Origin of the sequence: Chelativorans salis (assembly GCF_025336525.1) — a bacterium.
GTDB lineage: Bacteria > Pseudomonadota > Alphaproteobacteria > Rhizobiales > Rhizobiaceae > Chelativorans > Chelativorans salis.
Genome location: NZ_JAOCZP010000003.1, coordinates 584,492 through 608,260, shown reverse-complemented (window position 1 = coordinate 608,260; position 23,769 = coordinate 584,492). Strand labels below are relative to the sequence as shown.

Genomic DNA, 23,769 nt, shown 5'->3' with positions numbered 1-23,769 from the left:
GCTCGAATTCTGCTTGCGGCCCGTTGCCGTCCCTCGGCAATGGTACGATCGGCTCAGGTCTCGATCTTAGTCATCTATTTCACTACCTCGAACGGGAATGTCGCTGTCAATGAACAATAGACCTTCCGGTTTTAGAGCCGCTTTCAGGCGGTTCATCGCACATTTCCTCAACTCCGGGTGACGCCCGTCAAGAGCTCCGACCCGCATGGCGAAGGCGATGTCGAATGGCTCCTCCCCGGATCGCAACTCGAAATCCTCGATTGCGACGTGCTGGAAACGCAGCCGACCGGTTGCGATCTCAGGCTTTGATCCGTCAGTTGCGATCCTGATCGCTTTGGCCGAACGATCTATCGCAACGACTGTGCCGCTGCCGATACGTCGCGAAATCTCGCGAGCGGCAACGCCTGGCCCGCAACCCACTTCGAGAACCCGAAAACCGGGTTCCAATGGCAGCGCATCAACGAAGCTTGCAATTCTTGACGATATTCTTGGTGCCATGGTCAAAACAGATATGTCGGAACGACCGCAGGAAGCTACGGAGGCGATCCGCTTTCCGCAAGGCAGCCATCGGTGTCTTCCCGTTGGACTTCTGCGCTCCACCCATACCGGAAGCAAGGGCATAGCTGTGCCACCCGCGTTGCAGCGCGGCGCTCTTTCCGATAGGAAATCCGCACCTGATATCCACCGGGGCGCGGAGAACCGATGAGCTTAGTCGACACGATCCGAAAGACATTCGTGCCCATCCACCGTGAGGGCTATCCCTTCATCGCCGGGTTCGCAGTCGCCTCCCTCGTCCTCGGCCTCATCTGGGAGCCGCTGTTCTGGATCGGCATGCTGCTGACGGCCTGGTGCGCCTTTTTCTTCCGCGATCCGCCGCGCGTCACGCCGGTCGACGACAGGCTGGTCATCGCGCCGGCCGACGGTTCGGTATCCTCCGTCGGCCCGGCCGTGCCGCCGCCAGAGCTCGGCCTGGGCTCCAAAGAGATGTTGCGCATCTCGGTTTTCATGAACGTCTTCGCCTGCCACATCAACCGCGCGCCCGTGCGCGGGCGCGTTTCGCTGATCGAGCATCGGCCCGGCCGCTTCCTCAACGCCGACCTCGACAAGGCCAGTAGTGAGAACGAGCGCAACAGCCTCATCATCGAAAGCCCTCACGGGCCTATTCCCGTGGTGCAGATTGCCGGCCTCGTCGCCCGTCGCATCCTTTGCTGGGCCGAGGCGCCGGGTGAGATTGCCGTCGGCGAGCGTTTCGGCCTCATCCGCTTCGGCTCGCGCGTCGACGTCTACCTGCCGGAAGGAGCCCGGCCGCGCGTTGCCGTCGGCCAGATTGCGACCGGCGGCGAGACGGTCATCGCCGAGTTCGGCAGCGAGGAAGCACCGCCGCTCGTGCGGGTGTCCTGATGGCCGGGCCGTTTCCACCTTTCGAGCCGCACGGCGGCGGCGGACCGCGCATCCGCGAAATCCCGCTGCGCCTCATCGTGCCGAACCTCATTACGGTGCTGGCCATCTGCGCCGGGCTTTCCGGTATTCGCCTTGCCTTCGAGGGGCGGGTGGAGACGGCGGTCATCATGGTGCTTGTCGCCGCCTTCCTCGACGCCGTGGACGGACGGGTGGCGCGCATGCTCAAGGCCTCCTCGAAATTCGGCGCGCAGATGGATTCGCTTGCCGACATCGTCAATTTCGGCGTCGCCCCCGCACTTGTGCTTTACGCCTACATGCTCGACAGGGCAGGGGCCATCGGCTGGATCGCCGCGCTTCTCTTCGCCATTGCCTGTGCGCTGCGTCTTGCCCGCTTCAACGTCATGCTGGACGATGCGGACCGCCCGGCCTGGCAGGCAGACTACTTCGTCGGCGTGCCGGCGCCGGCGGGTGCCGCACTCGTCATGCTGCCGGTCTATGTCGGGTTTCTCGGCGTGGTGCCGGACCGCCCGGTGGCGTTGGCGGCCTCGGCCTATACGCTGGCCATCGCGGTTCTCCTGATCAGCCGCCTGCCGGTCTATTCCGGCAAAAGCTCCGGCAGCCGCGTTCGCCGCGAGCTGGTGATGCCGCTGATGCTCGTCGTCGTCTTCTACGCGCTGCTTCTGGCCAGCTACACCTGGCAGACCATGGCGGCCTCTGCCATTGCCTATCTCGTCTTCCTTGCCTTCAGCGTGCGCGCCTATTCGCGCCGTGCGGAGCGCGAGGAAGCGGCGGCGAAGGACGCCGGGGACTGAGCCACCGGCGGCCTCAGGCCAACTCGGGATCCTTCGTCGTCTCGGGCGCTGCGCGGCGAACCGCCAGCATGCGGTCGAACAGCGCATTGGCGGCCATCGGCTTTCCTTCGGTATCGGCGAGCGCCACCATTTCGGCAATGGTCAGGGGCGCCAGTGTGGCCACGGTCAGGCGCGGCAGAAGCTGCCGCCCACCGTCCGGCGCCAGTGAGAAGAACGACCGCACGGAGCCTTCCACATGGATCGGCACCACGCGCGCCTCCGCCGCCGCGGCGATGCGGGCGATCGCCCGGAAGAGACGGAAGGCCTTGGCGTCCGGCGCCTCGTTGTCCGGAAGGTAGACGGCGAGCCGCCCCTTGCCCCTAAGGCGGCGCACCAGCCGCCGACTGACGAAGATGTGCCGGGCGTTGAAGGCGATGGTACGTGCCAGTGCGCGCCAGGGATCGAGCCACCAGGCGTTCGCCGAGGCCTCATCCAGGATATGCAGCGTGTCGTTCGGCAAGATCGCCAGCATCAATGCCGGCTCCAGGCGAGACCGGTGCCACACCGCATAGATGACGGGCGGCTCCGCCGCGTGAGCCGTGACGATGGCGCCGTCGCCGATGCGGAAGAAAAACTTCAGCGGCGCATAGAGCATCGCTTGGTGCAGGCTCAATCCCAGCCGTATTCGGCAGTAGATCGCGGCGACAAGCCACAAAGCCAGGATCGCTATGATAAGCGCAATGACTATCGTCATTCTTCCGCACCTCCGAGCCGCAGGCCGGTCTCCGCAATCGGTCCAGATCGTATCATCGTTTCACCGAATCGATGACCGGATCCAGTCCCTTATCTTGTCGCAATTCCGGATGGACAACCGGTCCCCGCTTTTTCCGGAATTGCTCAAATTTTCACATAAACAATGAGTTGGAGCACAACTTGATTCACCGCAACAATGGCTGACGGTGCTCTCTCCCTGCGCGGCTTCTGACGGCCGCTACACGCGAGGGTAACGCAAGACCGGGTGAGGTCAATCGTGTTTTAGAAGAAGAGCGCTATTCCGGCACCCGGTAGTGCAAGAAGCGGTCCCTTCGGACGTCGAAGACAAGCCCAGTCTCCGTCAGTTCCGAGCTTGCCAGAGGCAGGACTTTCGCCGCCACTTCCGAGGGATGCGGCAGGGTCTGGGGATCCTCGCCGGGCATCGCCTGCGCCCGCATCGCCGTGCGCGTGGCCCCGGGGCTGACCGAGTTGACCCTGAGCGGCATGTTTTTGGTCTCGTCCGCCCAGGAGCGCACCAGCACCTCGACAGCCGCCTTGGAAGCCGCATAGGGCGCCCAGAAGGCGCGCGCCACATGCGCGGCACCCGACGACATGACAATGGCGCGGCCTGCGTCCGAAGCCCTGAGCAGCGGGTCGACCGAGCGTATCAGCCGCCAGGTGGATGTGACGTTGATAGTCATCACCTTCTCGAAGGTCTTCGCCTCCACGTGGCCGATGGGCGAGATGGTGCCGAGGATGCCGGCATTGGCCACCAAGACATCGAGCTTGCCCCAGCGCTCGTGGATGGCGCCGCCCAGGCGGTCGATGCCGGCCATGTCGGTCAGGTCCAGCGGCACCAACGTCGCCTCGCCGCCGCCGGCCTTGATTTCGTCGTCCAGCTCTTCAAGCCCGCCCACCGTGCGCGCCACGGCAAGCACGTGGGCTCCCGCCGCCGCCAGCTCCTTGGCAAGGAAATAGCCGATGCCGCGCGAGGCGCCGGTGACGAGCGCGATGCGGCCTGAAAGGTCCAGAGGTTCCGTCATGTGCTGGTTTTCCCCGCACTTAGATAGGAAGGAGAAGGGGTGCTACTGCCCGCCGGCCGCCAGCAGCGAGAGCTGGCGCACGTTATCGGTGCCGTGGTGGTCGGTCAGCTCCGTCGGGTATTCGGTGGTGAAGCAGGCGTCGCAGAACTGCGGCTGCTCGTTGTTGCGCGCGGCTTCTCCGACAGCCCGGTAGAGCCCGTCGATGGAGAGGAAGCCCAGCGAATCGACGCGGATGAACTCCGCCATCTCCTCGATCGACATGCGAGAGGCGAGGAGCTTCGACGTCTGCGGCGTGTCGACGCCGTAGAAGCAGGAGGCGCGTGTCGGCGGCGAGGCGATGCGCATGTGCACTTCGGTAGCTCCCGCATCGCGCACCATCTGCACGATCTTCTGGCTGGTCGTGCCGCGCACGATCGAATCGTCCACCAGAACCACGCGCTTGCCCTCGATCAGGCGGCGGTTGGCATTGTGCTTCAGCTTGACGCCCATGTGCCGGATGGAATCGGTCGGCTGGATGAAGGTGCGGCCCACATAGTGGTTGCGGATGATGCCGAGCTCGAAGGGAAGCCCCGCTGCTTGAGCAAAGCCGATCGCGGCCGGCGTGCCCGAATCGGGCACCGGAACGACGATGTCGGCCTCCAGAGGGTTCTCGCGCGCCAGTTCGGCACCGATCTGCTTGCGCACCTCATAGACATTGCGCCCTTCGACCGAGGAATCGGGCCGGGCGAAATACACATATTCGAAGATGCAGAAACGCTGCTTGGCCTTTTTGAAGGGGAAGAAGCTCTCGATCCCCTTTTCCGTGACCACCACCATCTCGCCCGGCTCAAGATCGCGGACAAAGCGGGCGCCGATTATGTCGAGCGCGCAGCTTTCCGAGGCAAGGATATAGGCGCCTTCGAGATCGCCCAGCACCAGCGGGCGGATGCCCAGCGGATCGCGGCAGCCGATCATCTTCTTCGAGGTCAGCGCCACCAGCGAGAAGGCGCCTTCGAGCTGGCGCACTGCATCGATGAAGCGGGCGTTGGTGTGGCGCTCCTTGCTGGTCGCCACCAGATGCATGATGGTTTCGGTATCGGAGGTGGAGGAGAAGATCGAGCCCTGCTTCTGCAGGCGGCGCTGCACGGTCATCGCGTTGGTGATGTTGCCGTTATGGGCAACCGCCAGCCCACCCTCGGCCAGCTCGGCGAAGAAAGGCTGCACGTTGCGCAGGCCGGAGCCGCCCGTGGTCGAATAGCGGGTGTGACCGATGGCGCGAGAGCCGTTCAGCCGCTCGATCACGGCGGGTTTGGTGAACGTGTCACCGATGAGCCCGATATGCCGCTCGACATGGAACTGGCTGCCGTCGAAGGAGACGATGCCGGCGGCCTCCTGGCCGCGGTGTTGCAGGGCGTGCAGGCCCAGCGTGGCGATCGCCGCCGCGTCCTGGCGCCCGAAGATGCCGAAAACGCCGCACTCGTCGTGGAAATGATCGTCGGCTTCGCCCATGAGAGGCAAATCAGTGTCGTCCGCCATCGCTGGCCGCCTTGTGCCTTGGTTAGTCTTCCTTCTGGCGGCCTTCCGGGCCGTCAGTTGTTCGTCTCCGTATCGCCTGCCGTGCTGGAGCCGGGCGACACGCGGTCGAAGATCGATGTCTCCGGGTCGTCGGGCAGCAGGTCCTGCAGCCACTCTCCCACACCCTCCAGGAGCGGACGTGACTTCGCCTCCGCGACCCAGCTCGGCGGGTTTGCACCCAGGAGCCAGTTCAGGAACAAAAGCGCCACCGCCACCACCAGGATGCCGCGCACTGCGCCGTACAAGAAGCCCAACGTGCGGTCGAGCGCGCCGACCCTGGAGTCGATGATGAAGTCGGCCACCTTCATCGTGATCACCGTCACGATGATGAGCGCGATGAAAAAGACCGCTGCCGCCGCCGCCGCCAGAGCGACCATCGCATTGCCTATATAGGGTGTTACATAGGGCAACACCAATGGGTAGAAGAAATAGGCGGCAATCGCGGCAAGCGCCCAGGAGGCGATGGAGAGGATTTCGCGCGAGAATCCGCGCACCATGGCAAGCATCGCCGAGACAAGCGTGAAGCCGACGAGGATTCCGTCAAGCAGCGTGATTGGCATCGTCACCCAAACTCCATTTCAGGAAGCACGCCCAATACCGCTTCTTCCCGTATCCTGCCAGCCAATCCACCAAAGTTTTCTCCTTCACGGCGTGCTCGAGCCGGCTATCCGGGCAACGAGATCCGCAAGGCTCTCTGGCCGCCATGCCTGCGCCGAAATGCCGCCCGCGGGTTCTTCGTTTCCCGGCGGCATGACGGCCTGGCCGAAGCCAAGTTTCTCGGCTTCCTTGAGCCGGCTTCCCGCATGCGCGACCGGGCGGACGGCGCCCGAGAGGCTGATTTCGCCGAAATAGACGCAATCGGCGGGCAGGGCAAGCCCGGTGAGCGAGGAGACAAGGGCGGCCGCCACGGCGAGGTCTGCCGCCGGTTCCGAGATGCGGTAGCCGCCGGCCACGTTCAGGTACACGTCATGGGTGGCAAAACGCACGCCGCAATGCGCCTCGAGCACCGCCAGCACCATGGAAAGCCTGGGCGAATCCCAGCCCACCACGGCGCGCCGCGGCGTGCCGAGCGGGGAGGGGGCGACGAGCGCCTGGATTTCAACCAGAACCGGCCGCGTGCCCTCCATGCCGGCGAAGACGGCTGCACCCGGTGCGGCCGCACTGCGCTCGCCCAGGAAGAGCTCCGATGGGTTCGGCACCTCGCGAAGGCCCCGGTCGCCCATCTCGAAGACGCCGATCTCATCCGTCGGGCCGAAGCGGTTCTTCACCGTGCGCAGGATGCGGTAGTGATGCCCGCCTTCGCCCTCGAAATAGAGCACGCCGTCCACCATGTGCTCGACGACGCGCGGGCCGGCGATCTGGCCTTCCTTGGTCACGTGGCCGACGAGCACGATGGCGGCACCTGTCGATTTCGCGTACCGGATCATCGCCTGCGCCGCCGCACGCACCTGGGTCACCGTGCCCGGCGCCGATTCGGCAAGGTCGGTCCAGAGCGTCTGGATGGAATCGAGGATGACGAGGTCCGGCCTCTTGCCGTCGCCAATGGTGGCCAGGATGTCCTCGACATTGGTCTCGGCGGCAAGCTCCACCGGCGTTTCCGCCACGCCGAGCCGCTGTGCCCTGAGCCTGATCTGCGCCACCGCCTCCTCGCCCGAGACATAGATGATGCGGTGGCCCCTGGCGGCAAGGGCGGCCGCCGCCTGGGTCAGCAGGGTAGACTTGCCGATGCCGGGATCGCCACCCACCAGAAGCGCGGAACCGCGCACGAAGCCGCCGCCCGTCGCCCGGTCCAGTTCGCCAATGCCGGTGACGATGCGCGGCGCATCCTCGATGTCGCCGGAAAGCGTCGTCAGCGCCACGGCGCGGCCGGCCCGCGCCTTGCGCAAGGACTGCGGCCCACTACCGATGCCGCTTGAGGTGCCTTCCTCCACCAGCGTATTCCACTCGCCGCAGCCGTCGCACTTGCCCGCCCAGCGGGCGTGGGCGGTGCCGCAATTCTGGCAGATAAACTGGACGCGGGACTTGGCCATTAGCAGATTTTCCTGCCGTGCAAGGCGCAGAGCAAAGGCGATTGGCTCACTCCTCACCTCCCCCCACATACTCGCGGTGATACCGCGGCCCGAGCGAGGTCAGCAGTTCATAGGCAATGGTGCCTGCCGCCTCCGCCACCGTGTTGATCGGCATGTTCGGCCCGAAGAGCTCGACATGATCCCCCACCGCCACCGCGTCCGGTCCGAGTGCCGTGACGTCGAAAAGCGTGAGGTCCATTGTCACCCGGCCGAGCACCGGTGCCTCGTGCCCGTGGATGAAGCCGCTGGCGCCGTTGCTCAGGTTGCGCAGCGGCACGCCGCCGCCCGAGGCCGCGCGGTGATAGCCGTCGGCATAGCCGGTGGAGGCAACCGCAATGATCGTGTCGCGGGCAAGCGGGGTGGCGCCGTAGCTGACGGTGTCGCCGGCACGAACCTGCTTCACCTGCGACACACGCGCTTCCGCTGTCACCACCGGCTGCATGGGATTGGCGGCGCCGCTGACGGGTGCGCCGCCGTAGAGGGCGATGCCTGGGCGGGTGACATTGCACAGGAAACCACCACCGAGGAATATCCCGGCGGAGTTGGCGAGGCTTGTTTCGGTTTCTGGAAAGAGCGTCCGAAGTGCCTGAAAGGATTCAAGTTGTCGCCGGTTCATGGGATGGTCGGGCGTGTCCGCACAAGCAAGGTGGCTCATCACCAGCACCGGGGTGAGCGCTCTCGTCAGGGCGTTCTCTTCGGCCAGCGTGCGCGCCCGCTCCGGCGTGAGCCCCAGCCGGTTCATGCCGGTCTCGACGTGGATGGCGCAGGGGCGCGGCGTCTCGCCGTCGTCCCAGCCGTAAGCTTCCCAGATGGAGAGGTCGCTTTGCGCGTTGAGGACCGGAATCAACCGCCCCGCGCGATAGGCCACCGCCGCCTCCGAGCCGAAAAGCCCGTTGAAGACGAAGATTTCCGCTTCCGGCAGGATGTCGCGCATCGCCAGACCCTCATGCGGAAGTGCTACGAAGAAGCGCCGGCATCCCGCCGCCCAGAGCGTGCGTGCCACCGGCGCAAGTCCGAGCCCGTAGGCATCGGCCTTCACGACGGCCGCCGCTTGCGCGGGCGTCGAGCGCTCCGCCAGCAGCCGGTAATTGGCGGCAAGCGCGGAAAGATTGATGACAAGCCGCCCCCCGGCCAGATGCGGCATTGGCCCGCTGCCGATCATGTCGGGCGAATAGGGCACCTCTACTCGAAACGCTCCGGCAGGTGGGAGTCCTCGGCGAGATCGGAGAAGCGGGTGAACTCGCCCTGGAAGCCGAGATTGACAGTGCCGGTAGGTCCGTGGCGCTGCTTGGCGATGATGACCTCGGCCTTGCCGCGCGCCTCATTCATCTCGCTCTCCCATTTGATGTACTCTTCCGTGCCGGGCTTCGGCTCGCGGTTGCCCAGATAATACTCCTCGCGGTAGACGAAGAGAACCACGTCGGCGTCCTGCTCGATTGAGCCCGATTCGCGCAGGTCCGAAAGCTGCGGACGCTTGTCCTCGCGGTTTTCCACCTGGCGGGAAAGCTGGGAGAGCGCGACGATCGGCACGGCGAGCTCTTTGGCGAGTGCCTTCAAGCCCGTGGTGATCTCGGTGATCTCCTGCACGCGGTTCTGCTGGGCGCGGGCGCTGGTGCCCTGCATGAGCTGCACATAGTCGATGACCAGCACGTCGAGCCCGCGCTGGCGCTTCAGCCGCCGGGCGCGCGCGGCGAGCTGGGCGATGGAGATGCCGCCCGTCTGGTCGATGAAGAGCGGGATCTTCTGCATCATCTGGGCACAGCCCACCAGCTTCTCGAAATCGGCCTCGGAAATCTCTCCGCGGCGGATTTTGGAGGAGGGAATTTCCGTCTGCTCGGAGATGATACGGGTGGCGAGCTGCTCCGACGACATTTCCAGCGAGAAGAAGCCGACGACGCCGCCATTGGCCGCGGCGAAGGAGCCGTCGGCCTGCTGCGCCGGCTCGTAGGCGTTGGCGATGTTGAAGGCGATGTTGGTGGCGAGCGACGTCTTGCCCATGCCGGGGCGGCCGGCGAGGATGATGAGGTCCGACGGCTGCAGCCCGCCCATGCGCCGGTCGAGATCGCGCAAGCCTGTGGCGATGCCGGAAAGATGGCCGTCGCGCATGAAGGCGGCATTGGCCATATCGACGGCGATCTTGGTGGCGTCGCCGAAGCTTTCGAAACCGCCGTCGTAGCGCCCGGTCTCGGCGAGCTCGAACAGCCGCCGCTCCGCATCCTCGATCTGGTCGCCCGGCGCCATGTCGACAGGTGCATCATAGGCGATATTGACCATATCCTCGCCGACGGTGATCAGCGCCCGGCGGACGGCAAGATCGTAGATGGCGCGGCCATAGTCGGCGGCGTTGATGATGGTGACGGCCTCCGCTGCCAGCCGGGCGGTGTACTGCTGCACCGTCATCTCGCCCACCTTCTCGTCGGCGGGTAGGAAGGTCTTGATGGTCACCGGATTGGCCATCTTGCCCATGCGGATGAGCTCGCCCGCCACCTCGTAGATCTTGCGGTGCAGCGGCTCGTAGAAATGGGTCGGCTTCAAAAAATCCGAGACGCGGTAGAAGGCGTCGTTGTTGACGAGGATGGCGCCGAGCAGGGCCTGCTCGGCCTCGATGTTGTTGGGCGCCTCACGATAAAGAGGCGTTTCCGCCGTGTTCAGCTTGCGGACTGCATCAGCCATCGGGATTTCCGTTGTCGTTATTATGGCTGCCGGATAACAGCGGACAGATCCGGCGCCCCCAAAACCGTTCCCTCGTAAACCTTTGCGCGCCGTTGCGTAAGGCCGTTATGCCCGACTTATCGCTCAAACCTGGCCGAAGCACCCGCTATCCACACGCAATTGCACCCGCACGATGGAAAACGCATTGCTGCGCTTTCCATGCTTGACAGCGAATCATCAGGGTAGGGTGGATAATATTCCTATTCGGCCGCGTCGGTAAACGTCTTTTGCCCATCGGGAGAGGCCAGGCGCTTCTCCGTCTCGCCGATATAGTCGCGCGTCAGGGGCAGCGTCTCGCGCTTCTTGGCAAGCTGGATCTGGAAGACCACCAGGTCCTGCCACCGGAAGGCGGCTTCCGAGCCGGCGAGATAGAATTCCCACATGCGCGCGAAGCGCTCGTCATAGATCTCCAGCACCTTGTCGCGATTTGCGAGGAAGCGCTCGCGCCAGTTCTTCAGCGTCTCCGCATAGTGCAGCCGCAGGACCTCGACGTCGGTGACCATGAGGCCGGACTTCTCGATCGCCGGAATCACCTCCGAAAGGGAAGGGATGTAGCCGCCGGGGAAGATGTGCTTGCGGATGAAGGCGTTGGTAACCGTCGGTCCCGACGTGCGGCCGATCGTGTGCAGGAGCATCACGCCGGCGTCACCCATGAGCTGTGCGCATTTGTCGAAGAAGGTGCGGTAGTGGTTGATCCCCACATGTTCGAACATGCCGACCGAGACGATGCGGTCGAAGGGGCCGGAAAGCGCCCTGTAGTCGGCGATCTCGAAGCGCGCCTTGCCGTCGAGCTTCTCCTCCTCGGCGCGCTTGCGGGACACCGCGTGCTGCTCCTCCGACAGGGTCACGCCCAGAAGGTCGACATCGAACTGACGCGCCAGATAAAGGCCGAGACCGCCCCATCCCGAGCCGATGTCGAGCACTTTCTGGCCCGGTTCCAGCGCCAGCTTGGCGGCGATATGGCGCTTCTTAGCGCGCTGCGCCTCGTCCAGCGATATGTCCGGCTGGGGGAAATAGGCGCAGGAATACTGCATGTCCTCGTCGAGGAAGAGCCGATAGAGCTCGCCGGAAAGGTCGTAGTGGCGCGCCACATTGCGCTTGGAACGGCCGGCGGGGTTGAACTGGTGCAGGCGGCGGAAAAGATAGCGAACGCCTTCGCCCAGCTTCATGACGAACGTCTCCGCGCCGGCGCCGTCTAGATTCTGATAGCTGAGCTTGAGCAGCGCCAGGACATCGCCCCGCTCGAAGTCCAACTCGCCTTCCATATAGCTTTCCGGAACCGCCAGCATCGGGTCGAGCGCGATGGCCCGCTCGGCTCGCCTGGAATGGATGACGATACGTACCGGCTCGCCTGACCCGTCGCCGAAGCTGTGCACGGCGCCGTCCGCGTCGGTGATACTCAGGGAGCCCTTCCGCACGAGGCGGGATGCAAGTTTCGCAAGCAACCGATTCATCACTCACCCCGCTTACATGCCTAGGATGTAGCGATTATGCAACAGATGCATCACGGTTGAAAAGGGTTACCCGAGTTTGCCCGCGCCACGGCAGGAAGACTGCTGACATCGTGAAAGTCGCGGTAATCCGGCTATTACGGTGTCGGTGGCCGTCTCGTCTCAATTGGTTCAATTCGCTTGAAATATTGGTTCACAATAAATGTGGGGCCGGACGTCATCGCCGCCCGGCCCCAGGAGAGTGCTATGGAAGAATCGGCGCTTAGGCCTTTTCTTCCTCTTCGCCCCCGGCGGGTTCTTCGGCGGCAGGGACCTCTTCGGTCTCTTCCGGCTCAGCGAACTCGGCTTCCGGGTCGAAGAATTCTTCCGGCCGTGCGCTCTCGTTGACGTCCTCGCCGTAGATCGCCTCGGCCGAATCCAGCGTCTCGCCCTGCGCCTGGCGCTCTGCCTCGTCGGCCGAGCGGGCGACGTTGAGGGTGATGGTCACGACGACCTCGGGGTGCAGCGCGATCGCCACATTGAGCACACCGATGGTCTTGATCGGCTGGTTGAGGTCAACCTGATTGCGGCCGATCTTGAAGCCGTTCTCGTTCAGCACCTCGACGATGTCGCGCGGCGATACGGAGCCGTAGAGCTGTCCCGTCTCGGCGGCCGAGCGGATGACGATAAAGCTCTGGCCGTCGAGTTTTTCGGCGACGCCCTCGGCTTCCTTCTTGCGCTCAAGGTCGCGCGCCTCGAGCTCGACGCGCTGTGTCTCGAACTTCTTCCTGTTGGCCTCGTTGGCGCGCAGCGCCTTGCCCTGCGGCAGGAGGAAGTTGCGCGCAAAGCCGTCCTTGACCTTCACGACATCGCCCATCTGGCCGAGCCGCGGGATGCGTTCCAGGAGAATGATTTGCATCGTTCCGTTTCCTTCTTTGGCGGCTGTCGCCGCTTGAACATGGAAGGCAGGTCAGGAAACGGGTGCCTTGCGGCTTCAGGTTCGCTGTCCTGCCTTGCTGGCAGTTAGGGGCTTTGCCCCAACTCGGGATTTTCTCGTCCCTCGATCCGCGCCCGCCGCGGGGAGGGGGCTGCGGGCGCCAGTGCGCCCGCGGCCGGTCTTACTTTACCACGTAGGGCAAAAGACCCAGGAAGCGCGCCCGCTTGATCGCCTTTGCAAGCTCACGCTGCTTCTTCTGGCTCACCGCTGTGATGCGCGAGGGCACGATCTTGCCGCGCTCGGAGATGTAGCGCTGCAGGAGCTTGACGTCCTTGTAGTCGATCTTCGGCGCATTGGAGCCGGAGAACGGGCAGGTCTTGCGGCGGCGGTGGAAGGGACGCCGCGTCGGAATCTGGTTGATGTCGACCATTATTGGCCTCCCTCACTGGCTTCGCGCGGAGGGCGCGGGGGGCGGTCATCGTGATCACGGCGCGGGCCACGGTCGTCGCGGCGCGGGCCGCGATCGTCCCGGCGCGGACCACGGTCGCGGTCGTCGCGGCGCTGCATCATCGCCGACGGGCCTTCCTCGTGCGCATCCACACGCACGGTCATGAAGCGCAGCACGTCCTCGGACAGACCCATCTGCCGCTCCATCTCCTTGACGGCGTCTGCCGGCGCGTCGATGTCCACGAGCGTGAAATAGGCCTTGCGGTTCTTCTTGATCCGGTAGGCGAGGGACTTCAGTCCCCAGTTCTCGACCCGGCCGATCGTGCCTCCGCCCTTCTCGATGACGCCCTTGTACTGCTCAAGGAGCGCATCGACCTGCTGCGCGGAGAGGTCCTGCCGGGCAAGAAACACATGTTCGTATAGAGCCATTGTCTTGCCTTTCTTCATCTTCCGTCCGTCCGGGCCCCAGCGGCTAAAGCCTCAGCGACCTATCTTGCCGGCTTGGCCGGAGAAGAAAGGCGCGTGTTGGAGACGGTCGAGAGCGGAGACACGGGAGGCGGAAGACTTTTGCCTTCACAACGGGCGAGAACACCCAGCCCTCCGTTCAGCCCCCGGCTGGGACCGGCAGACGGCGCGTATATACAGGGTTTTGGGTGGGATGCAAGGCTTGCCTTGGCGAAGGAACGAACCGCCGGCTCGGAAGCCGGCGGTTCCTCATGCTATAGGATGCGATAGATGTTCCAGAAGGTCGAGCCGGAGACGACGTAGGGCTCCAGCTCCTTGCCCCACTGTTTGTGGGCGTCGATTTTTCCGATGTCTTCGAAGAATTGCTCGAGCTGTGCCAGGCTTTCCACGGTATGGTTGGCCTCCACAATCGCCTCCTTCGCGCCGATCGAACCGGTCAGAAGCTCGAGACCCATCTCGTCCGTGCCCGCCTTGGGGCCGATTTCCTCCATCCAGCGACGCATGTGATCGATAGTGTTCTGCTTGTGCCCGAAGCGGGCTTGAACCTGCCAGCGTGCGATAAACATGTCATACCTCCCATGGGTTTCCGCCTCGGCGGTTCACTCGTCCCAGGCCTGGACCACGGTCTGCTCGGCGATCCGGCCGTCCTTCAGCTCGATCGTGGCAATGCAGAAGACCTTGGTCCCGTCGGGATAGGCGCAGCTCTGGGTGAAGGCCATCCGGTCATCTTCAGTAATGCTCGTGTCGACGCGGTGCGTCATGGCGCGGCTGCAGATGTCGTCCCAGAACGTGGTGATCGCCGCACGGCCACGCACCTCGCGCGGCTTGCTCGGCGGGTTGTTTCGGTCGATGACGCGGACCAGCGCGTCATCCGCATAGAAGCTCGAGAGCATCCGGCCGTCGCGGTTTTCGATCGCATGCTTGATGGCCGCTCCTGTCACCGGTTTTGTTTCCGTGAGCATTTGTATCTCCCTGGATTTTTCGAGGGCGCCCGCCGGCCGAGGGGCCGGAAAACGCCTTAAGTCTGTCACTGAGCGTATCTCACTGGGCGGTGCTGCCTGTCTTCGCCTTGTCGGCAGCCCGTTGCAGGATCGTGTCCACCTCCTTCTGGAAGGTGACAAGGTCCACCTGATTGCCGTTCAGAACGGTACTCCAATGGCGCACGATGGCGGCCATGGCGACGGCTTCGCGGATTTCCTCGTCCGTTGCGCCGTTGGCTTTTGCCGCTGCCGTGTGGAAATAGATGCAGTACTGGCAAGGAACCTGCGCCGACACCGCCAGGCCCAACAGTTCCTTGGTCTTTCCGTCGAGCGCGGTATCCGGATTGAGCTGCACCGACTTGAACTCGGCCCAGGCCCCGGCGATCCCCACTTCGGGGAAGACCTGGAAGAGGCTGGGGACGGAACCGAGCGTTTCCTCGATGTCCTTATAGGTCGCAGCCGCGGACTCGTCGGCGAATGCGGCGGTTGCGGTCGCAGCGAGCACCAAGCCCCCGGCAGCCGCGCATGTTATGGCTTTGCGGACGAATTTCAGCATCTTCTCCTCCTCTTGATGGCTGCCCCGCCGTCTGTGCAGGCGCAAGCATTGGGGAGATTGATACGCGCCTCCGGCGTCTTCCGCTTCGCCTGAAAGCACCAGTAGCGAATGGCCTGATCGGGCCAATGCGTAGATTCAAAGTGCTAGAGCGTCCTTGTGTAGCGTCCGAACGGACGCACGGCGCTCTAGCGGACCTCGGGCTGACGCGCGGCGAGCGCTGCCGCAGCCGCCCGCGTCGGCAGGTCGAGCTTCAACAGGATGTTCGCCACGTGGCGCTTGACCGTGTGCTCGCTCAAGCGCAGGTCGGCGGCGATCGCCGGATTGCTGAGGCCGTTGGCCACCAGCGCAAGGACCTCGCGCTCGCGGGCGCTGAGCTTCCCGAGGTCCGCCTCCTTCCGGCGGTGGCGGGCGGGCTCCAGGTGCTGCTCGGTCATCATCGTAACGAGCCGCATCGGCCGCGAGAGCCCCTCCACGGCTATCTCTTCACGGTCGCAGAAATGCAGGCCGGACCCGGCGGATAGCTCGGCGGTGACAGACGAGGCGAGGATCTCTCCGGCATCCGCATGCCGGGCGATCCGCTCCGTCACGTGGACGGCCAGACCTGCGATGACGTCGCCGCTGATTTCGACCTCGCCGACGTGAAGCCCTTGCGAAAGGCGCAGGCCGAGCCACTGCGCCGTCTCGCGCAGGATGGTCGCGCAGCCGGCGGCCTGCGCCGGTCCATCGAAGCGGGCTATCAGCCTTTCCAGGTCGAGGGTAACGATCCGGCCGCCGAACCGCTCTACGGCTCCGGCCGCGGCGGTACGCAGTTGCTCGGCCCGCTCGAGCCAGTGTCGGTCGCCGAGTTTCGCCGCATGACGCTCAGGCCCCACCATGCCGCTGGCAAGCAGCGTGGCCAGCGCACGGCTGGTTTGCGGCTGTGGGCGGATGCCGGTCAGAAACTCCTCGATGACGTCCGCCACCTGGTCGACGTCGCCGGTCCAGATAGGATGGTCGCGGCCGGGGATTTCGATCAACCGGGCGCCGGGGATGTTTTGCGCCAGATAACGGCCGGCTTCGGGGTCGACGCGCACATCCTCCTGGCGATGGATCACGAGGGTAGGAACACGGATGCTCGGCAGGATCGCGCGAAGATCGATCAGCGCGTTCATGCGGGTGAGAGCTACGGCCGCGGTGGGGCTTGCCGACAGCCGCTCGAAACGCGCCCACCACCGGCTGAAATGCGGATCCTCGACGCGACCCGGCGCGAAGTGGCGCAGCATCGCGCCCGTGCCCCAGCTTCGCTCGGCCTCCTCGGTGAAGTGCGCGACGGCTTCGGGCCCCTGAACCCAGCGATGGAAATGCGCATAGCCGCCATAGAGCACCAGCGCCCGCGTCCGTTCCGGATAAGTGGCCGCAAAGAGGATCGACATCGGCGCGCCTTCGGAGGATCCGAGGAGGGCGGCACGTCCGCTGCCGGCCGCGTCCATCACGGCATGAACGTCCTCCATCCGTGTTTCGAGGCTTGGCAGATGGGCAGGGTCGACGCGGTCGCTCAGCCCGGTGCCGCGCTTGTCGAACTGGATAAGCCGGGAGAAGGATGAAAGGCGCCGCAGAAGGCGACTGTAGCCAGGGTCTTCCCAGTGAAGGTCCAGATTGGAGATGAAGCCAGGAACGAAAACGAGATCGAGCGCCCCCTGTCCAATCGCCTGGTAGGCGATACGGGTATTGCCGTTCCTGGCGTAGCGAGTTTCGGGCACCATCACGGTCCGACCCACCCGAGCATAGTAGCAACAGCATACCACAGCCGGTGAGCATCGGCAGCGTCCGAACCCCGCCCGCCGGTCACATTCAGGTGGGATTGCGGCGTGAACTCACGTCTTCAACCTATACCCCGTCTTGAAGATCCACCACACGAGCCCCAGGCAGAGCGCCAGGAACAGCAAGATCATGGCAATGCTGACTTCCACGCTCACATCCGACGTCTCGTAAAAGCTCCAGCGGAAGCCGCTGATGAGGTAGAGCACCGGGTTTGCGAGCGTCACCTTCTGCCAGAACTCCGGCAGCATCTCGATGGAGTAGAACGAGCCGCCGAGGAAGACCAGCGGCGTGACGACGAGCAGCGGGATGAGCTGCAGCTTCTCGAAATTGTCGGCCCAGATACCGATGATGAAGCCGAACAGGCTGAAGGTGACCGCCGTCGCCACCAGGAAGAAAAGCATCCAGAAGGGGTGGCGGATCTCGATGGGGACGAAGAGATGTGCGGTCGCCAGGATGATGGTGCCGAGGATCAGCGACTTGGTCGCCGCCGCTCCCACATAGCCGAGCACGATTTCGAGGAAGGAGATGGGCGCCGACAGCACCTCGTAGATCGTGCCGACGAATTTCGGGAAATAGATGCCGAAGGAGGCGTTGGAGATGGAGTTCTGCAACAGCGTCAGCATCATCAGCCCCGGCACGATGAAGGAGCCGTACGGAACGCCATCGATCTCTTCGATGCGTGAGCCGATGGCGGCGCCGAAGACGATGAAGTAGAGCGAGGTGGAAAGCACCGGCGAGACCACGCTTTGAAGCAGCGTGCGCCGCATGCGCGCCATCTCGAAGATATAGATCGCTTTGACGGCCTCGAAGTTCATCGCGATTCCTCCACGAGAGTGACGAAGATGTCTTCCAGAGAGCTTTGCTCGGTGGCGATATCCTTGACGGATATGCCGGCCCGGTTCAGATCGGCGAGCAGCGAGCCGATACCGGTGCGCTCGGCCTGTGAGTTGTAGCGGTAGACGATACGTTCGCCGCCGTTCTCGAGGTCGAGATCATAGCCGCCAAGCGCCTCCGGCAGCGTTTCCAGGACCTCGTTCAGTTCCACGGTGAGCTGCTTCTTGCCAAGCTTGCGCATCAGCTCGCTCTTCTCCTCCACGAGGATCAGCCGACCCTTGTTGATCACGCCTACCCGGTCGGCGATCTCCTCCGCCTCCTCGATATAGTGAGTGGTGAGGATAATGGTGACGCCGCCCTCGCGCAGCCGCCGCACGAGCTGCCACATGTCCTTGCGCAATTCGACGTCGACACCTGCCGTCGGCTCGTCGAGGAACAGGATCTTCGGCTCGTGCGCCAGCGCCTTGGCGATCATGACGCGGCGCTTCATACCGCCTGAAAGCTCGAGAATCTTGCTGTCCTTCTTGTCCCACAATGTGAGGTCCTTGAGGAGCTGCTCGATGAGCGGCGGGTTCGGCTTTTTGCCGAACAGGCCGCGGCTGTAGCTCACCGTGTCCCAGACGGTCTCGAAGGTCTCCACGTGCAGCTCCTGCGGCACCAGCCCGATGCGTTCGCGCGCAGCGCGGAACTCGCTGATGATGTCGTGGCCTTGCACGCTGACCTTGCCGTTGGTCGCGTTGACGATGCCGCAGACGATGGAGATCAGCGTCGTCTTGCCCGCGCCGTTCGGGCCAAGCAGGGCCAGGATCTCGCCGTTGCGGATATCGAGGTCGACCTCTTGCAGGGCCGCAAGCCCCGAATCATAAACCTTGGAAAGCTTGGAAATGGAGATCGCGTGCTGCATGGAAGACCGTCGATATGGCTGGGGGAATGGAACGGCACTCGATACGCGCCATGGTGCGGCACGCCGAACGGCACCGGAAGCCAAAGCCGGTCTCATATAGGCGACTTGGTCTCCGGTTGCCATACCAGCGTTCCGGAGAGGGTGACATCTCCTGACACAAGCACCATAGCAGCCCGCAACATCAACCGCTTGCCAAATCCATCTCGGCGATCGGCGCAAGCTGCGCGGCAAAAGGCTTGACGCGGCCTGACTGTTGCGCCACCACGTGCGCCCCAACGGGCAAGTCAGTAAAAAGTGGGAGTAGCCGGCAATGACCATCGCCTTCACTTTTCCCGGCCAGGGCAGCCAGGCGGTCGGCATGGGGCGCGATCTCGCCGAAGCTTTTCCGGAAGCGCGCGCGGTCTTCGACGAAGTGGACGAGGCGCTCGGGCAGGGGCTTTCCAAGGTCATGTGGGAAGGGCCGGAGGATGAGCTGACGCTGACGGCCAACGCCCAGCCCGCGCTGATGGCCGTTTCCATGGCGGTCATGCGCGTGATGGAGAAGGGCGGCCTGTCGCTGAAGGACAAGGTTGCCTATGTCGCTGGCCATTCGCTGGGCGAATATTCGGCCCTTTGCGCGGCCGGCACATTCAGCCTTGCCGACACGGCCCGCCTCCTGCGCATCCGCGGCAACGCCATGCAGGCTGCAGTGCCAGTGGGCGAGGGCGCCATGGCGGCCATAATCGGACTTGAAACAAGTGACGTCGAGGCGGTCTGCGCGGAGGCCGGAAAGGGCTCAGTGTGCCAAATCGCCAATGACAATGGCGGTGGCCAGCTCGTCATCTCCGGCGCCACGCCGGCCGTGGAAAAGGCGGCGAGGCTCGCCACCGACAGGGGGGCCAGGCGTGCCATCATGCTGCCGGTCTCCGCCCCCTTCCACTCCGCGCTTATGGCTGCCGCCGCCGAACGCATGCGCGAGGCATTGGCCGATGTGGCCAAGAGCGCCCCTGCCGTGCCGGTCGTCGCCAATGTCACGGTCAGTCCGCTCAGCGATCCCGACGAGATCGCCGCCCGCCTTGTCGAGCAGGTCACCGGTCGCGTGCGCTGGCGCGAGACGGTGGAGTGGTTCGGCAAGAACGGTGTCGGCACGCTCTACGAGATCGGCTCGGGCAAAGTGCTGACGGGCCTTGCCCGCCGCATCAACCGGGATCTCAAGGCGACCGCGGTCAATGCGCCGGTGGATATAGAGGCAGCGATGAAGGCGCTCGTCTGAGCGTTGTGATAGGAATTTCCCGAGCGAATTCGAAGAAGGACTAGGTCATGTTCGATCTCAGTGGCCGCAAGGCGCTCATCACCGGAGCATCCGGCGGCATCGGCGAGGCCGTTGCCCGTGCTCTTCATGCGCGGGGCGCCGTCGTCGGGCTTCACGGCACGCGCGTCGAGAAGCTGGAGAGCCTTGCAGGCGAGCTTGGGGAGCGCACGAAGATATTCCCCGCCAACCTGTCCGATCGCAGCGAAGTCAAGGCGATGGCCGGGAAAGCGGAATCGGAGCTCGAGGGCGTCGATATCCTCGTCAACAACGCCGGCATTACCCGTGACGGCCTGTTTGTGCGCATGAGCGACGAGGACTGGGATGCCGTGCTGGAGGTCAACCTTACCGCCGCTTTCCGCCTCACGCGCGAGCTGACCCACCCCATGATGCGCCGCCGCTTCGGCCGCATCATCAACATCTCGTCCGTGGTGGGCGTCACCGGTAACCCCGGCCAGGCCAATTACTGCGCCTCCAAGGCCGGTCTCATCGGCTTTTCCAAATCTCTGGCCCAGGAGATCGCCACCCGCAACGTCACGGTCAACTGCGTTGCCCCCGGCTTTATCGAATCGGCCATGACCGAGAAGCTGAATGAGAAGCAGCGCGAGGCGATCATGGGGGTTATTCCCATGAAGCGCATGGGCTCGGGCGAGGAGATCGCATCCGCGGTCGTCTATCTGGCCTCCGCGGAAGCCGGCTACGTAACGGGCCAGACCATCCATGTGAACGGCGGCATGGTAATGATCTGACAGTGCGGCTTGGCGTGCGCCCGGCATTCGTGATATGGCGCGCGCGGCACGGCTGGCTGTCTGCAAAAGAAGCGAGGACGGCTGGTGAAGGGCGAGAAAGCCGTTGATCCGGTCATCTTTTCAGCTTGATTAGCGGCAAGCCTGCCGCTAACGAAGACCGGAAATTCATGAAGTCGAGGGTTCCCACATGAGCGATACTGCAGAACGCGTCAAGAAAATCGTTGTCGAGCATCTTGGCGTCGACGCCGAAAAGGTCACCGAACAGGCCAGCTTCATCGACGATCTCGGCGCGGACAGCCTCGACACCGTCGAACTGGTGATGGCTTTCGAGGAAGAGTTCGGCGTCGAAATCCCTGACGATGCGGCCGAAACGATTCTCACCGTCGGTGATGCGGTGAAGTATATCGACAAGGCGACTGCCTGACGCCTCCGTGCTTGGCTTCCGGCTGAAACTGCCACAAAGGCGGGACATTCAGTAAAATGAGACGCGTCGTCGTCACCGGTATCGGGCTCCTCTCGCCGCTTGGCCTCGGCGCCGAGCAAAGTTGGAAGAGCCTGCTTTCCGGCAAGAGCGCGGCAAGGCGCATCGACCAGTTCGAGGTCGACGACCTGCCGTGCAAAGTTGCCAACACCATCCCGCGCGAGGGTGAGGGGGCGTTCGATCCGGACGCCTTCCTGGAGCCGCGCGAGCAACGCAAGGTGGGCGACTTCATCGTCTACGGCATGGCCGCCGCCGACCTGGCGCTGGCCGATTCCGGCTGGGAGCCGAAGACGGAGGACGATCGCTACGCTACCGGAGTGCTCATCGGCTCCGGCATCGGCGGCATCGAGGGCATCGCCGAGAACGCGCTCATCCTGCATGACCGCGGCCCCCGGCGCATCAGTCCTTTCTTCATCCCCGGCAATATCATCAATCTGGTCTCCGGTCAGGTGTCGATACGCCATCGGTTGAAGGGGCCGAACCACGCCGTGGTCACGGCCTGCTCCACAGGCGCTCACGCCATCGGCGATGCTTCGCGCCTCATCATGCTGGGCGATGCCGACGTGATGCTCGCCGGCGGCGCCGAATCGCCCGTCACACGCCTGTCGATTGCCGGCTTCTCCGCCTGCAAGGCGCTTTCCACCAGTTTCAACGATACGCCGGAAAAGGCCTCGCGACCCTATGATCGCGACCGCGACGGTTTCGTCATGGGCGAGGGGGCCGGCGTGGTGGTGCTCGAGGAACTGGAGCATGCCAAGGCACGCGGCGCCAAAATCTATGCCGAGGTGGTGGGCTACGGCCTGACGGGCGACGCCTATCACATCACGGCACCCGCCGAGAACGGCGATGGCGCCTTCCGCTGCATGAGCGCGGCGATCAAGCGTGCCGGCTTAACGCCCGCCGACATCGACTATATCAACGCCCACGGCACCTCCACGATGGCCGACACCATCGAGCTCAAGGCTGTCGAGCGCCTGGTGGGCGATACGGCGGACAAGGTGTCGATGTCATCCACCAAGTCGTCTATCGGTCATCTTCTCGGGGCTGCGGGTGCCGCCGAGGCGATCTTCTCGATCCTGGCCATCCGCGATGGCATGGCACCGCCGACCATCAATCTCGACAATCCGGAAGCCGAGACGGTGATCGACCTCGTCCCGCATAAGCCGCGCAAGCGCAAGATCGACGTGGCCTTGTCCAATTCTTTCGGCTTCGGCGGCACCAACGCCTCGCTGGTGTTCCGGCGCTTCGAGGCCTGATCGCGAGCGCGATCAGGGACGTTGAAGCCGGAAATTTGACGCTATTGTGCCTCACTTTGTGGCGATGAATCCGCTGATCGCGGAGAGGAGACGGCTGACGCGATGACGGAAGAAGCGGACAATTTCGGCAAGAGGTCCGAGCAGACGGCAAGGCCGCTCGCCGCCAGGTCGGCGCGCGAGGCGCTGCGCCCGGAGGCGGGAACGCCGCCGCCACCCAAGCGTTCGCGCCAGTCGCGCAACCAGTTTGTCGTGTTTCTGAACTTCGTCGTCTCCTCCGTCGTCTTCCTGGTGATTGTTGCCGGCGTTGCCTTTTATTTAGGCAAGCACGAATTCGAGGGGCGGGGACCGTCGACGACGACCGAGACGATCCTCATTCGGCCCAATACCGGCGTGCGTGAGATCGCCGAGACGCTGGAGCGCCAGGGCCTCATCAGTGACCAGCGCATTTTCCTCATCGGCCTGCGCGTGCACGGTGCCGACGCCAGCCTCAAGGCCGGCGAATACGAGATCAAGGCGGGCGCCTCCATGTTGGATATCATGGAGCTTCTGGAGAGCGGCAAGTCCGTGCTCTATTCGCTCACCGTCCCCGAGGGCCGCACGGTTGCCCAGGTGTTCAAGACGGTGGCCGCAACCCCGGAACTTTCGGGCGAAATGCCTGAGGAAATGCCTCCCGAGGGGAGCCTCGCCGCCGATACGTTGCGCTTTACCCGCGGCATGCCGCGCACGGAGGCCATCGCCAAGCTGAAGGCCCAGCAGGAGGAACTGGTCCAAAGCATCTGGGAGAGGCGTGCCGAGGGCCTTCCCCTGCAGAACATCGAGGAATTCGTGACGCTGGCCTCCATCGTCGAGAAAGAGACTGGCCAGGCCGACGAGCGCTCGCGCGTGGCCGCCGTCTTCCTCAATCGGCTGGAGCGGGGCATGCGCCTGCAGTCCGATCCCACGGTCATCTATGGATTGTTCGGCGGCGAGGGAAAGCCGGCCGACCGTCCCATCTACCGCTCCGATCTGGCCAAGGAGACGCCTTACAACACCTACCTGATTGACGGTCTGCCGCCGACGCCGATCGCCAATCCGGGCCGCGCCGCGCTTGAGGCGGTGGCCAACCCGTCGCAGACGGACGAGCTTTATTTTGTCGCCGACGGATCGGGCGGGCACGTCTTCGCCACGACGCTCGAAGAGCATAACGAGAACGTGGCGCGCTGGCGCAAGATCGAGAGCGAGCGCAGAGCCCGCGCCGAGGCGGAGGCCGCCGAGACTGATGCCGAAGAGGGCGAAGAAGGCAACTGACGCGGCCGCTCGCGGCAGGAATCGCAGGCGGT

The 23,769-nt window shown here is 64.2% G+C and carries 25 protein-coding genes; 7 read left to right on the top strand and 18 right to left on the bottom strand.

Going from position 1 to position 23,769, the window contains the following annotated elements:
* Positions 1 to 66: 66 nt before the first annotated feature.
* Positions 67 to 498, bottom strand: a complete 432-nt coding sequence (locus tag N5A92_RS13050; protein ID WP_260903621.1) for a class I SAM-dependent methyltransferase — start codon at positions 496 to 498, stop codon at positions 67 to 69.
* Positions 499 to 702: 204 nt separating this feature from the next.
* Here N5A92_RS13050 and N5A92_RS13045 point away from each other — a divergent pair, with 204 nt between their 5' ends.
* Positions 703 to 1,401: a phosphatidylserine decarboxylase gene (locus N5A92_RS13045; RefSeq protein WP_260903306.1), complete on the top strand. Its 699-nt coding sequence runs from the start codon at positions 703 to 705 to the stop codon at positions 1,399 to 1,401.
* Positions 1,401 to 2,213, top strand: a complete 813-nt coding sequence (gene pssA, locus N5A92_RS13040; protein ID WP_260903303.1) for a CDP-diacylglycerol--serine O-phosphatidyltransferase — start codon at positions 1,401 to 1,403, stop codon at positions 2,211 to 2,213. The genes N5A92_RS13045 and pssA overlap by 1 nt, the downstream gene beginning before the upstream one ends.
* Positions 2,214 to 2,226: 13 nt before the next feature.
* Here pssA and N5A92_RS13035 read toward each other — a convergent pair whose 3' ends face one another.
* The 17 genes from N5A92_RS13035 to N5A92_RS12955 all read right to left on the bottom strand — a co-directional run bounded on the left by N5A92_RS13035 (position 2,227) and on the right by N5A92_RS12955 (position 18,676).
* Positions 2,227 to 2,946, bottom strand: coding sequence for a 2-acyl-glycerophospho-ethanolamine acyltransferase (locus N5A92_RS13035; protein ID WP_260903302.1), 720 nt, complete (start codon positions 2,944 to 2,946; stop codon positions 2,227 to 2,229).
* 295 nt (positions 2,947 to 3,241) lie between these two features.
* Positions 3,242 to 3,988, bottom strand: a complete 747-nt coding sequence (locus tag N5A92_RS13030; protein WP_260903301.1) for an SDR family NAD(P)-dependent oxidoreductase — start codon at positions 3,986 to 3,988, stop codon at positions 3,242 to 3,244.
* 42 nt (positions 3,989 to 4,030) lie between these two features.
* Positions 4,031 to 5,503 (bottom strand): amidophosphoribosyltransferase, encoded by a 1,473-nt coding sequence (gene purF, locus N5A92_RS13025; protein ID WP_260903300.1) that lies wholly within the window; start codon positions 5,501 to 5,503, stop codon positions 4,031 to 4,033.
* A 53-nt stretch (positions 5,504 to 5,556) separates the two neighbouring features.
* A complete protein-coding gene (locus N5A92_RS13020; protein WP_260903619.1) occupies positions 5,557 to 6,102 on the bottom strand; it encodes a CvpA family protein in 546 nt (181 codons plus the stop codon).
* An 84-nt stretch (positions 6,103 to 6,186) separates the two neighbouring features.
* Positions 6,187 to 7,572 carry a DNA repair protein RadA gene (gene radA, locus N5A92_RS13015; RefSeq protein WP_260903298.1) on the bottom strand — a complete coding sequence of 462 codons (1,386 nt, stop codon included), beginning with the start codon at positions 7,570 to 7,572 and terminating at the stop codon, positions 6,187 to 6,189.
* Between the two features lie 46 nt (positions 7,573 to 7,618).
* Entirely contained in the window at positions 7,619 to 8,773 is a 1,155-nt protein-coding gene (alr, locus tag N5A92_RS13010) for an alanine racemase (protein ID WP_425248578.1), read from the bottom strand.
* Between the two features lie 20 nt (positions 8,774 to 8,793).
* On the bottom strand, positions 8,794 to 10,284 hold the full coding sequence (locus N5A92_RS13005; RefSeq protein ID WP_260903296.1) for a replicative DNA helicase: 1,491 nt from the start codon (positions 10,282 to 10,284) through the stop codon (positions 8,794 to 8,796).
* 239 nt (positions 10,285 to 10,523) lie between these two features.
* Complete coding sequence (locus N5A92_RS13000; RefSeq protein ID WP_260903294.1) at positions 10,524 to 11,777, bottom strand: cyclopropane fatty acid synthase; 1,254 nt, start codon at positions 11,775 to 11,777, stop codon at positions 10,524 to 10,526.
* A gap of 259 nt (positions 11,778 to 12,036) precedes the next feature.
* A complete protein-coding gene (gene rplI, locus N5A92_RS12995) occupies positions 12,037 to 12,672 on the bottom strand; it encodes a 50S ribosomal protein L9 (protein WP_260903290.1) in 636 nt (211 codons plus the stop codon).
* A gap of 199 nt (positions 12,673 to 12,871) precedes the next feature.
* Complete coding sequence (rpsR, locus tag N5A92_RS12990; RefSeq protein WP_260903287.1) at positions 12,872 to 13,120, bottom strand: 30S ribosomal protein S18; 249 nt, start codon at positions 13,118 to 13,120, stop codon at positions 12,872 to 12,874.
* Positions 13,120 to 13,566: a 30S ribosomal protein S6 gene (gene rpsF / locus N5A92_RS12985; protein ID WP_260903609.1), complete on the bottom strand. Its 447-nt coding sequence runs from the start codon at positions 13,564 to 13,566 to the stop codon at positions 13,120 to 13,122. The genes rpsR and rpsF overlap by 1 nt, the downstream gene beginning before the upstream one ends.
* A gap of 290 nt (positions 13,567 to 13,856) precedes the next feature.
* A complete protein-coding gene (locus N5A92_RS12980; RefSeq protein WP_260903286.1) occupies positions 13,857 to 14,168 on the bottom strand; it encodes a hypothetical protein in 312 nt (103 codons plus the stop codon).
* Between the two features lie 33 nt (positions 14,169 to 14,201).
* Positions 14,202 to 14,564 (bottom strand): nuclear transport factor 2 family protein, encoded by a 363-nt coding sequence (locus tag N5A92_RS12975; protein WP_260903285.1) that lies wholly within the window; start codon positions 14,562 to 14,564, stop codon positions 14,202 to 14,204.
* Positions 14,565 to 14,643: 79 nt separating this feature from the next.
* Positions 14,644 to 15,138 carry a carboxymuconolactone decarboxylase family protein gene (locus N5A92_RS12970; protein WP_260903283.1) on the bottom strand — a complete coding sequence of 165 codons (495 nt, stop codon included), beginning with the start codon at positions 15,136 to 15,138 and terminating at the stop codon, positions 14,644 to 14,646.
* 185 nt (positions 15,139 to 15,323) lie between these two features.
* Positions 15,324 to 16,880: an alpha/beta fold hydrolase gene (locus N5A92_RS12965; protein WP_260903280.1), complete on the bottom strand. Its 1,557-nt coding sequence runs from the start codon at positions 16,878 to 16,880 to the stop codon at positions 15,324 to 15,326.
* 111 nt (positions 16,881 to 16,991) lie between these two features.
* Positions 16,992 to 17,753: an ABC transporter permease gene (locus N5A92_RS12960; protein WP_260903272.1), complete on the bottom strand. Its 762-nt coding sequence runs from the start codon at positions 17,751 to 17,753 to the stop codon at positions 16,992 to 16,994.
* The gene (locus tag N5A92_RS12955) at positions 17,750 to 18,676 is read right to left on the bottom strand and encodes an ABC transporter ATP-binding protein (RefSeq protein ID WP_260903270.1); all 927 of its coding nucleotides are present in this window, start codon (positions 18,674 to 18,676) and stop codon (positions 17,750 to 17,752) included. Before N5A92_RS12955 ends, N5A92_RS12960 begins: the two co-directional genes overlap by 4 nt.
* Before the next feature lie 310 nt (positions 18,677 to 18,986).
* Here N5A92_RS12955 and fabD point away from each other — a divergent pair, with 310 nt between their 5' ends.
* From fabD to mltG, 5 genes are all read left to right on the top strand, one after another.
* A complete protein-coding gene (gene fabD, locus N5A92_RS12950; RefSeq protein ID WP_260903268.1) occupies positions 18,987 to 19,928 on the top strand; it encodes an ACP S-malonyltransferase in 942 nt (313 codons plus the stop codon).
* Between the two features lie 47 nt (positions 19,929 to 19,975).
* Positions 19,976 to 20,713, top strand: a complete 738-nt coding sequence (gene fabG / locus N5A92_RS12945; protein WP_260903266.1) for a 3-oxoacyl-[acyl-carrier-protein] reductase — start codon at positions 19,976 to 19,978, stop codon at positions 20,711 to 20,713.
* A 187-nt stretch (positions 20,714 to 20,900) separates the two neighbouring features.
* Positions 20,901 to 21,137, top strand: a complete 237-nt coding sequence (locus tag N5A92_RS12940) for an acyl carrier protein (RefSeq protein WP_260903265.1) — start codon at positions 20,901 to 20,903, stop codon at positions 21,135 to 21,137.
* Positions 21,138 to 21,193: 56 nt separating this feature from the next.
* Positions 21,194 to 22,450, top strand: a complete 1,257-nt coding sequence (gene fabF, locus N5A92_RS12935; protein WP_260903263.1) for a beta-ketoacyl-ACP synthase II — start codon at positions 21,194 to 21,196, stop codon at positions 22,448 to 22,450.
* Between the two features lie 102 nt (positions 22,451 to 22,552).
* Positions 22,553 to 23,737 carry an endolytic transglycosylase MltG gene (gene mltG / locus N5A92_RS12930; protein WP_260903261.1) on the top strand — a complete coding sequence of 395 codons (1,185 nt, stop codon included), beginning with the start codon at positions 22,553 to 22,555 and terminating at the stop codon, positions 23,735 to 23,737.
* Positions 23,738 to 23,769 lie beyond the last annotated feature (32 nt).

Coding starts and splice junctions, on each gene's coding strand:
- N5A92_RS13050 (WP_260903621.1), bottom strand. CDS start 498: ATGGCACCAAGAATATCGTCAAGAATTGCAAGCTTCGTTGATGCGCTG.
- N5A92_RS13045 (WP_260903306.1), top strand. CDS start 703: ATGAGCTTAGTCGACACGATCCGAAAGACATTCGTGCCCATCCACCGT.
- pssA (WP_260903303.1), top strand. CDS start 1,401: ATGGCCGGGCCGTTTCCACCTTTCGAGCCGCACGGCGGCGGCGGACCG.
- N5A92_RS13035 (WP_260903302.1), bottom strand. CDS start 2,946: ATGACGATAGTCATTGCGCTTATCATAGCGATCCTGGCTTTGTGGCTT.
- N5A92_RS13030 (WP_260903301.1), bottom strand. CDS start 3,988: ATGACGGAACCTCTGGACCTTTCAGGCCGCATCGCGCTCGTCACCGGC.
- purF (WP_260903300.1), bottom strand. CDS start 5,503: ATGGCGGACGACACTGATTTGCCTCTCATGGGCGAAGCCGACGATCAT.
- N5A92_RS13020 (WP_260903619.1), bottom strand. CDS start 6,102: ATGCCAATCACGCTGCTTGACGGAATCCTCGTCGGCTTCACGCTTGTC.
- radA (WP_260903298.1), bottom strand. CDS start 7,572: ATGGCCAAGTCCCGCGTCCAGTTTATCTGCCAGAATTGCGGCACCGCC.
- alr (WP_425248578.1), bottom strand. CDS start 8,773: ATGATCGGCAGCGGGCCAATGCCGCATCTGGCCGGGGGGCGGCTTGTC.
- N5A92_RS13005 (WP_260903296.1), bottom strand. CDS start 10,284: ATGGCTGATGCAGTCCGCAAGCTGAACACGGCGGAAACGCCTCTTTAT.
- N5A92_RS13000 (WP_260903294.1), bottom strand. CDS start 11,777: ATGAATCGGTTGCTTGCGAAACTTGCATCCCGCCTCGTGCGGAAGGGC.
- rplI (WP_260903290.1), bottom strand. CDS start 12,672: ATGCAAATCATTCTCCTGGAACGCATCCCGCGGCTCGGCCAGATGGGC.
- rpsR (WP_260903287.1), bottom strand. CDS start 13,120: ATGGTCGACATCAACCAGATTCCGACGCGGCGTCCCTTCCACCGCCGC.
- rpsF (WP_260903609.1), bottom strand. CDS start 13,566: ATGGCTCTATACGAACATGTGTTTCTTGCCCGGCAGGACCTCTCCGCG.
- N5A92_RS12980 (WP_260903286.1), bottom strand. CDS start 14,168: ATGTTTATCGCACGCTGGCAGGTTCAAGCCCGCTTCGGGCACAAGCAG.
- N5A92_RS12975 (WP_260903285.1), bottom strand. CDS start 14,564: ATGCTCACGGAAACAAAACCGGTGACAGGAGCGGCCATCAAGCATGCG.
- N5A92_RS12970 (WP_260903283.1), bottom strand. CDS start 15,138: ATGCTGAAATTCGTCCGCAAAGCCATAACATGCGCGGCTGCCGGGGGC.
- N5A92_RS12965 (WP_260903280.1), bottom strand. CDS start 16,880: ATGGTGCCCGAAACTCGCTACGCCAGGAACGGCAATACCCGTATCGCC.
- N5A92_RS12960 (WP_260903272.1), bottom strand. CDS start 17,753: ATGAACTTCGAGGCCGTCAAAGCGATCTATATCTTCGAGATGGCGCGC.
- N5A92_RS12955 (WP_260903270.1), bottom strand. CDS start 18,676: ATGCAGCACGCGATCTCCATTTCCAAGCTTTCCAAGGTTTATGATTCG.
- fabD (WP_260903268.1), top strand. CDS start 18,987: ATGACCATCGCCTTCACTTTTCCCGGCCAGGGCAGCCAGGCGGTCGGC.
- fabG (WP_260903266.1), top strand. CDS start 19,976: ATGTTCGATCTCAGTGGCCGCAAGGCGCTCATCACCGGAGCATCCGGC.
- N5A92_RS12940 (WP_260903265.1), top strand. CDS start 20,901: ATGAGCGATACTGCAGAACGCGTCAAGAAAATCGTTGTCGAGCATCTT.
- fabF (WP_260903263.1), top strand. CDS start 21,194: ATGAGACGCGTCGTCGTCACCGGTATCGGGCTCCTCTCGCCGCTTGGC.
- mltG (WP_260903261.1), top strand. CDS start 22,553: ATGACGGAAGAAGCGGACAATTTCGGCAAGAGGTCCGAGCAGACGGCA.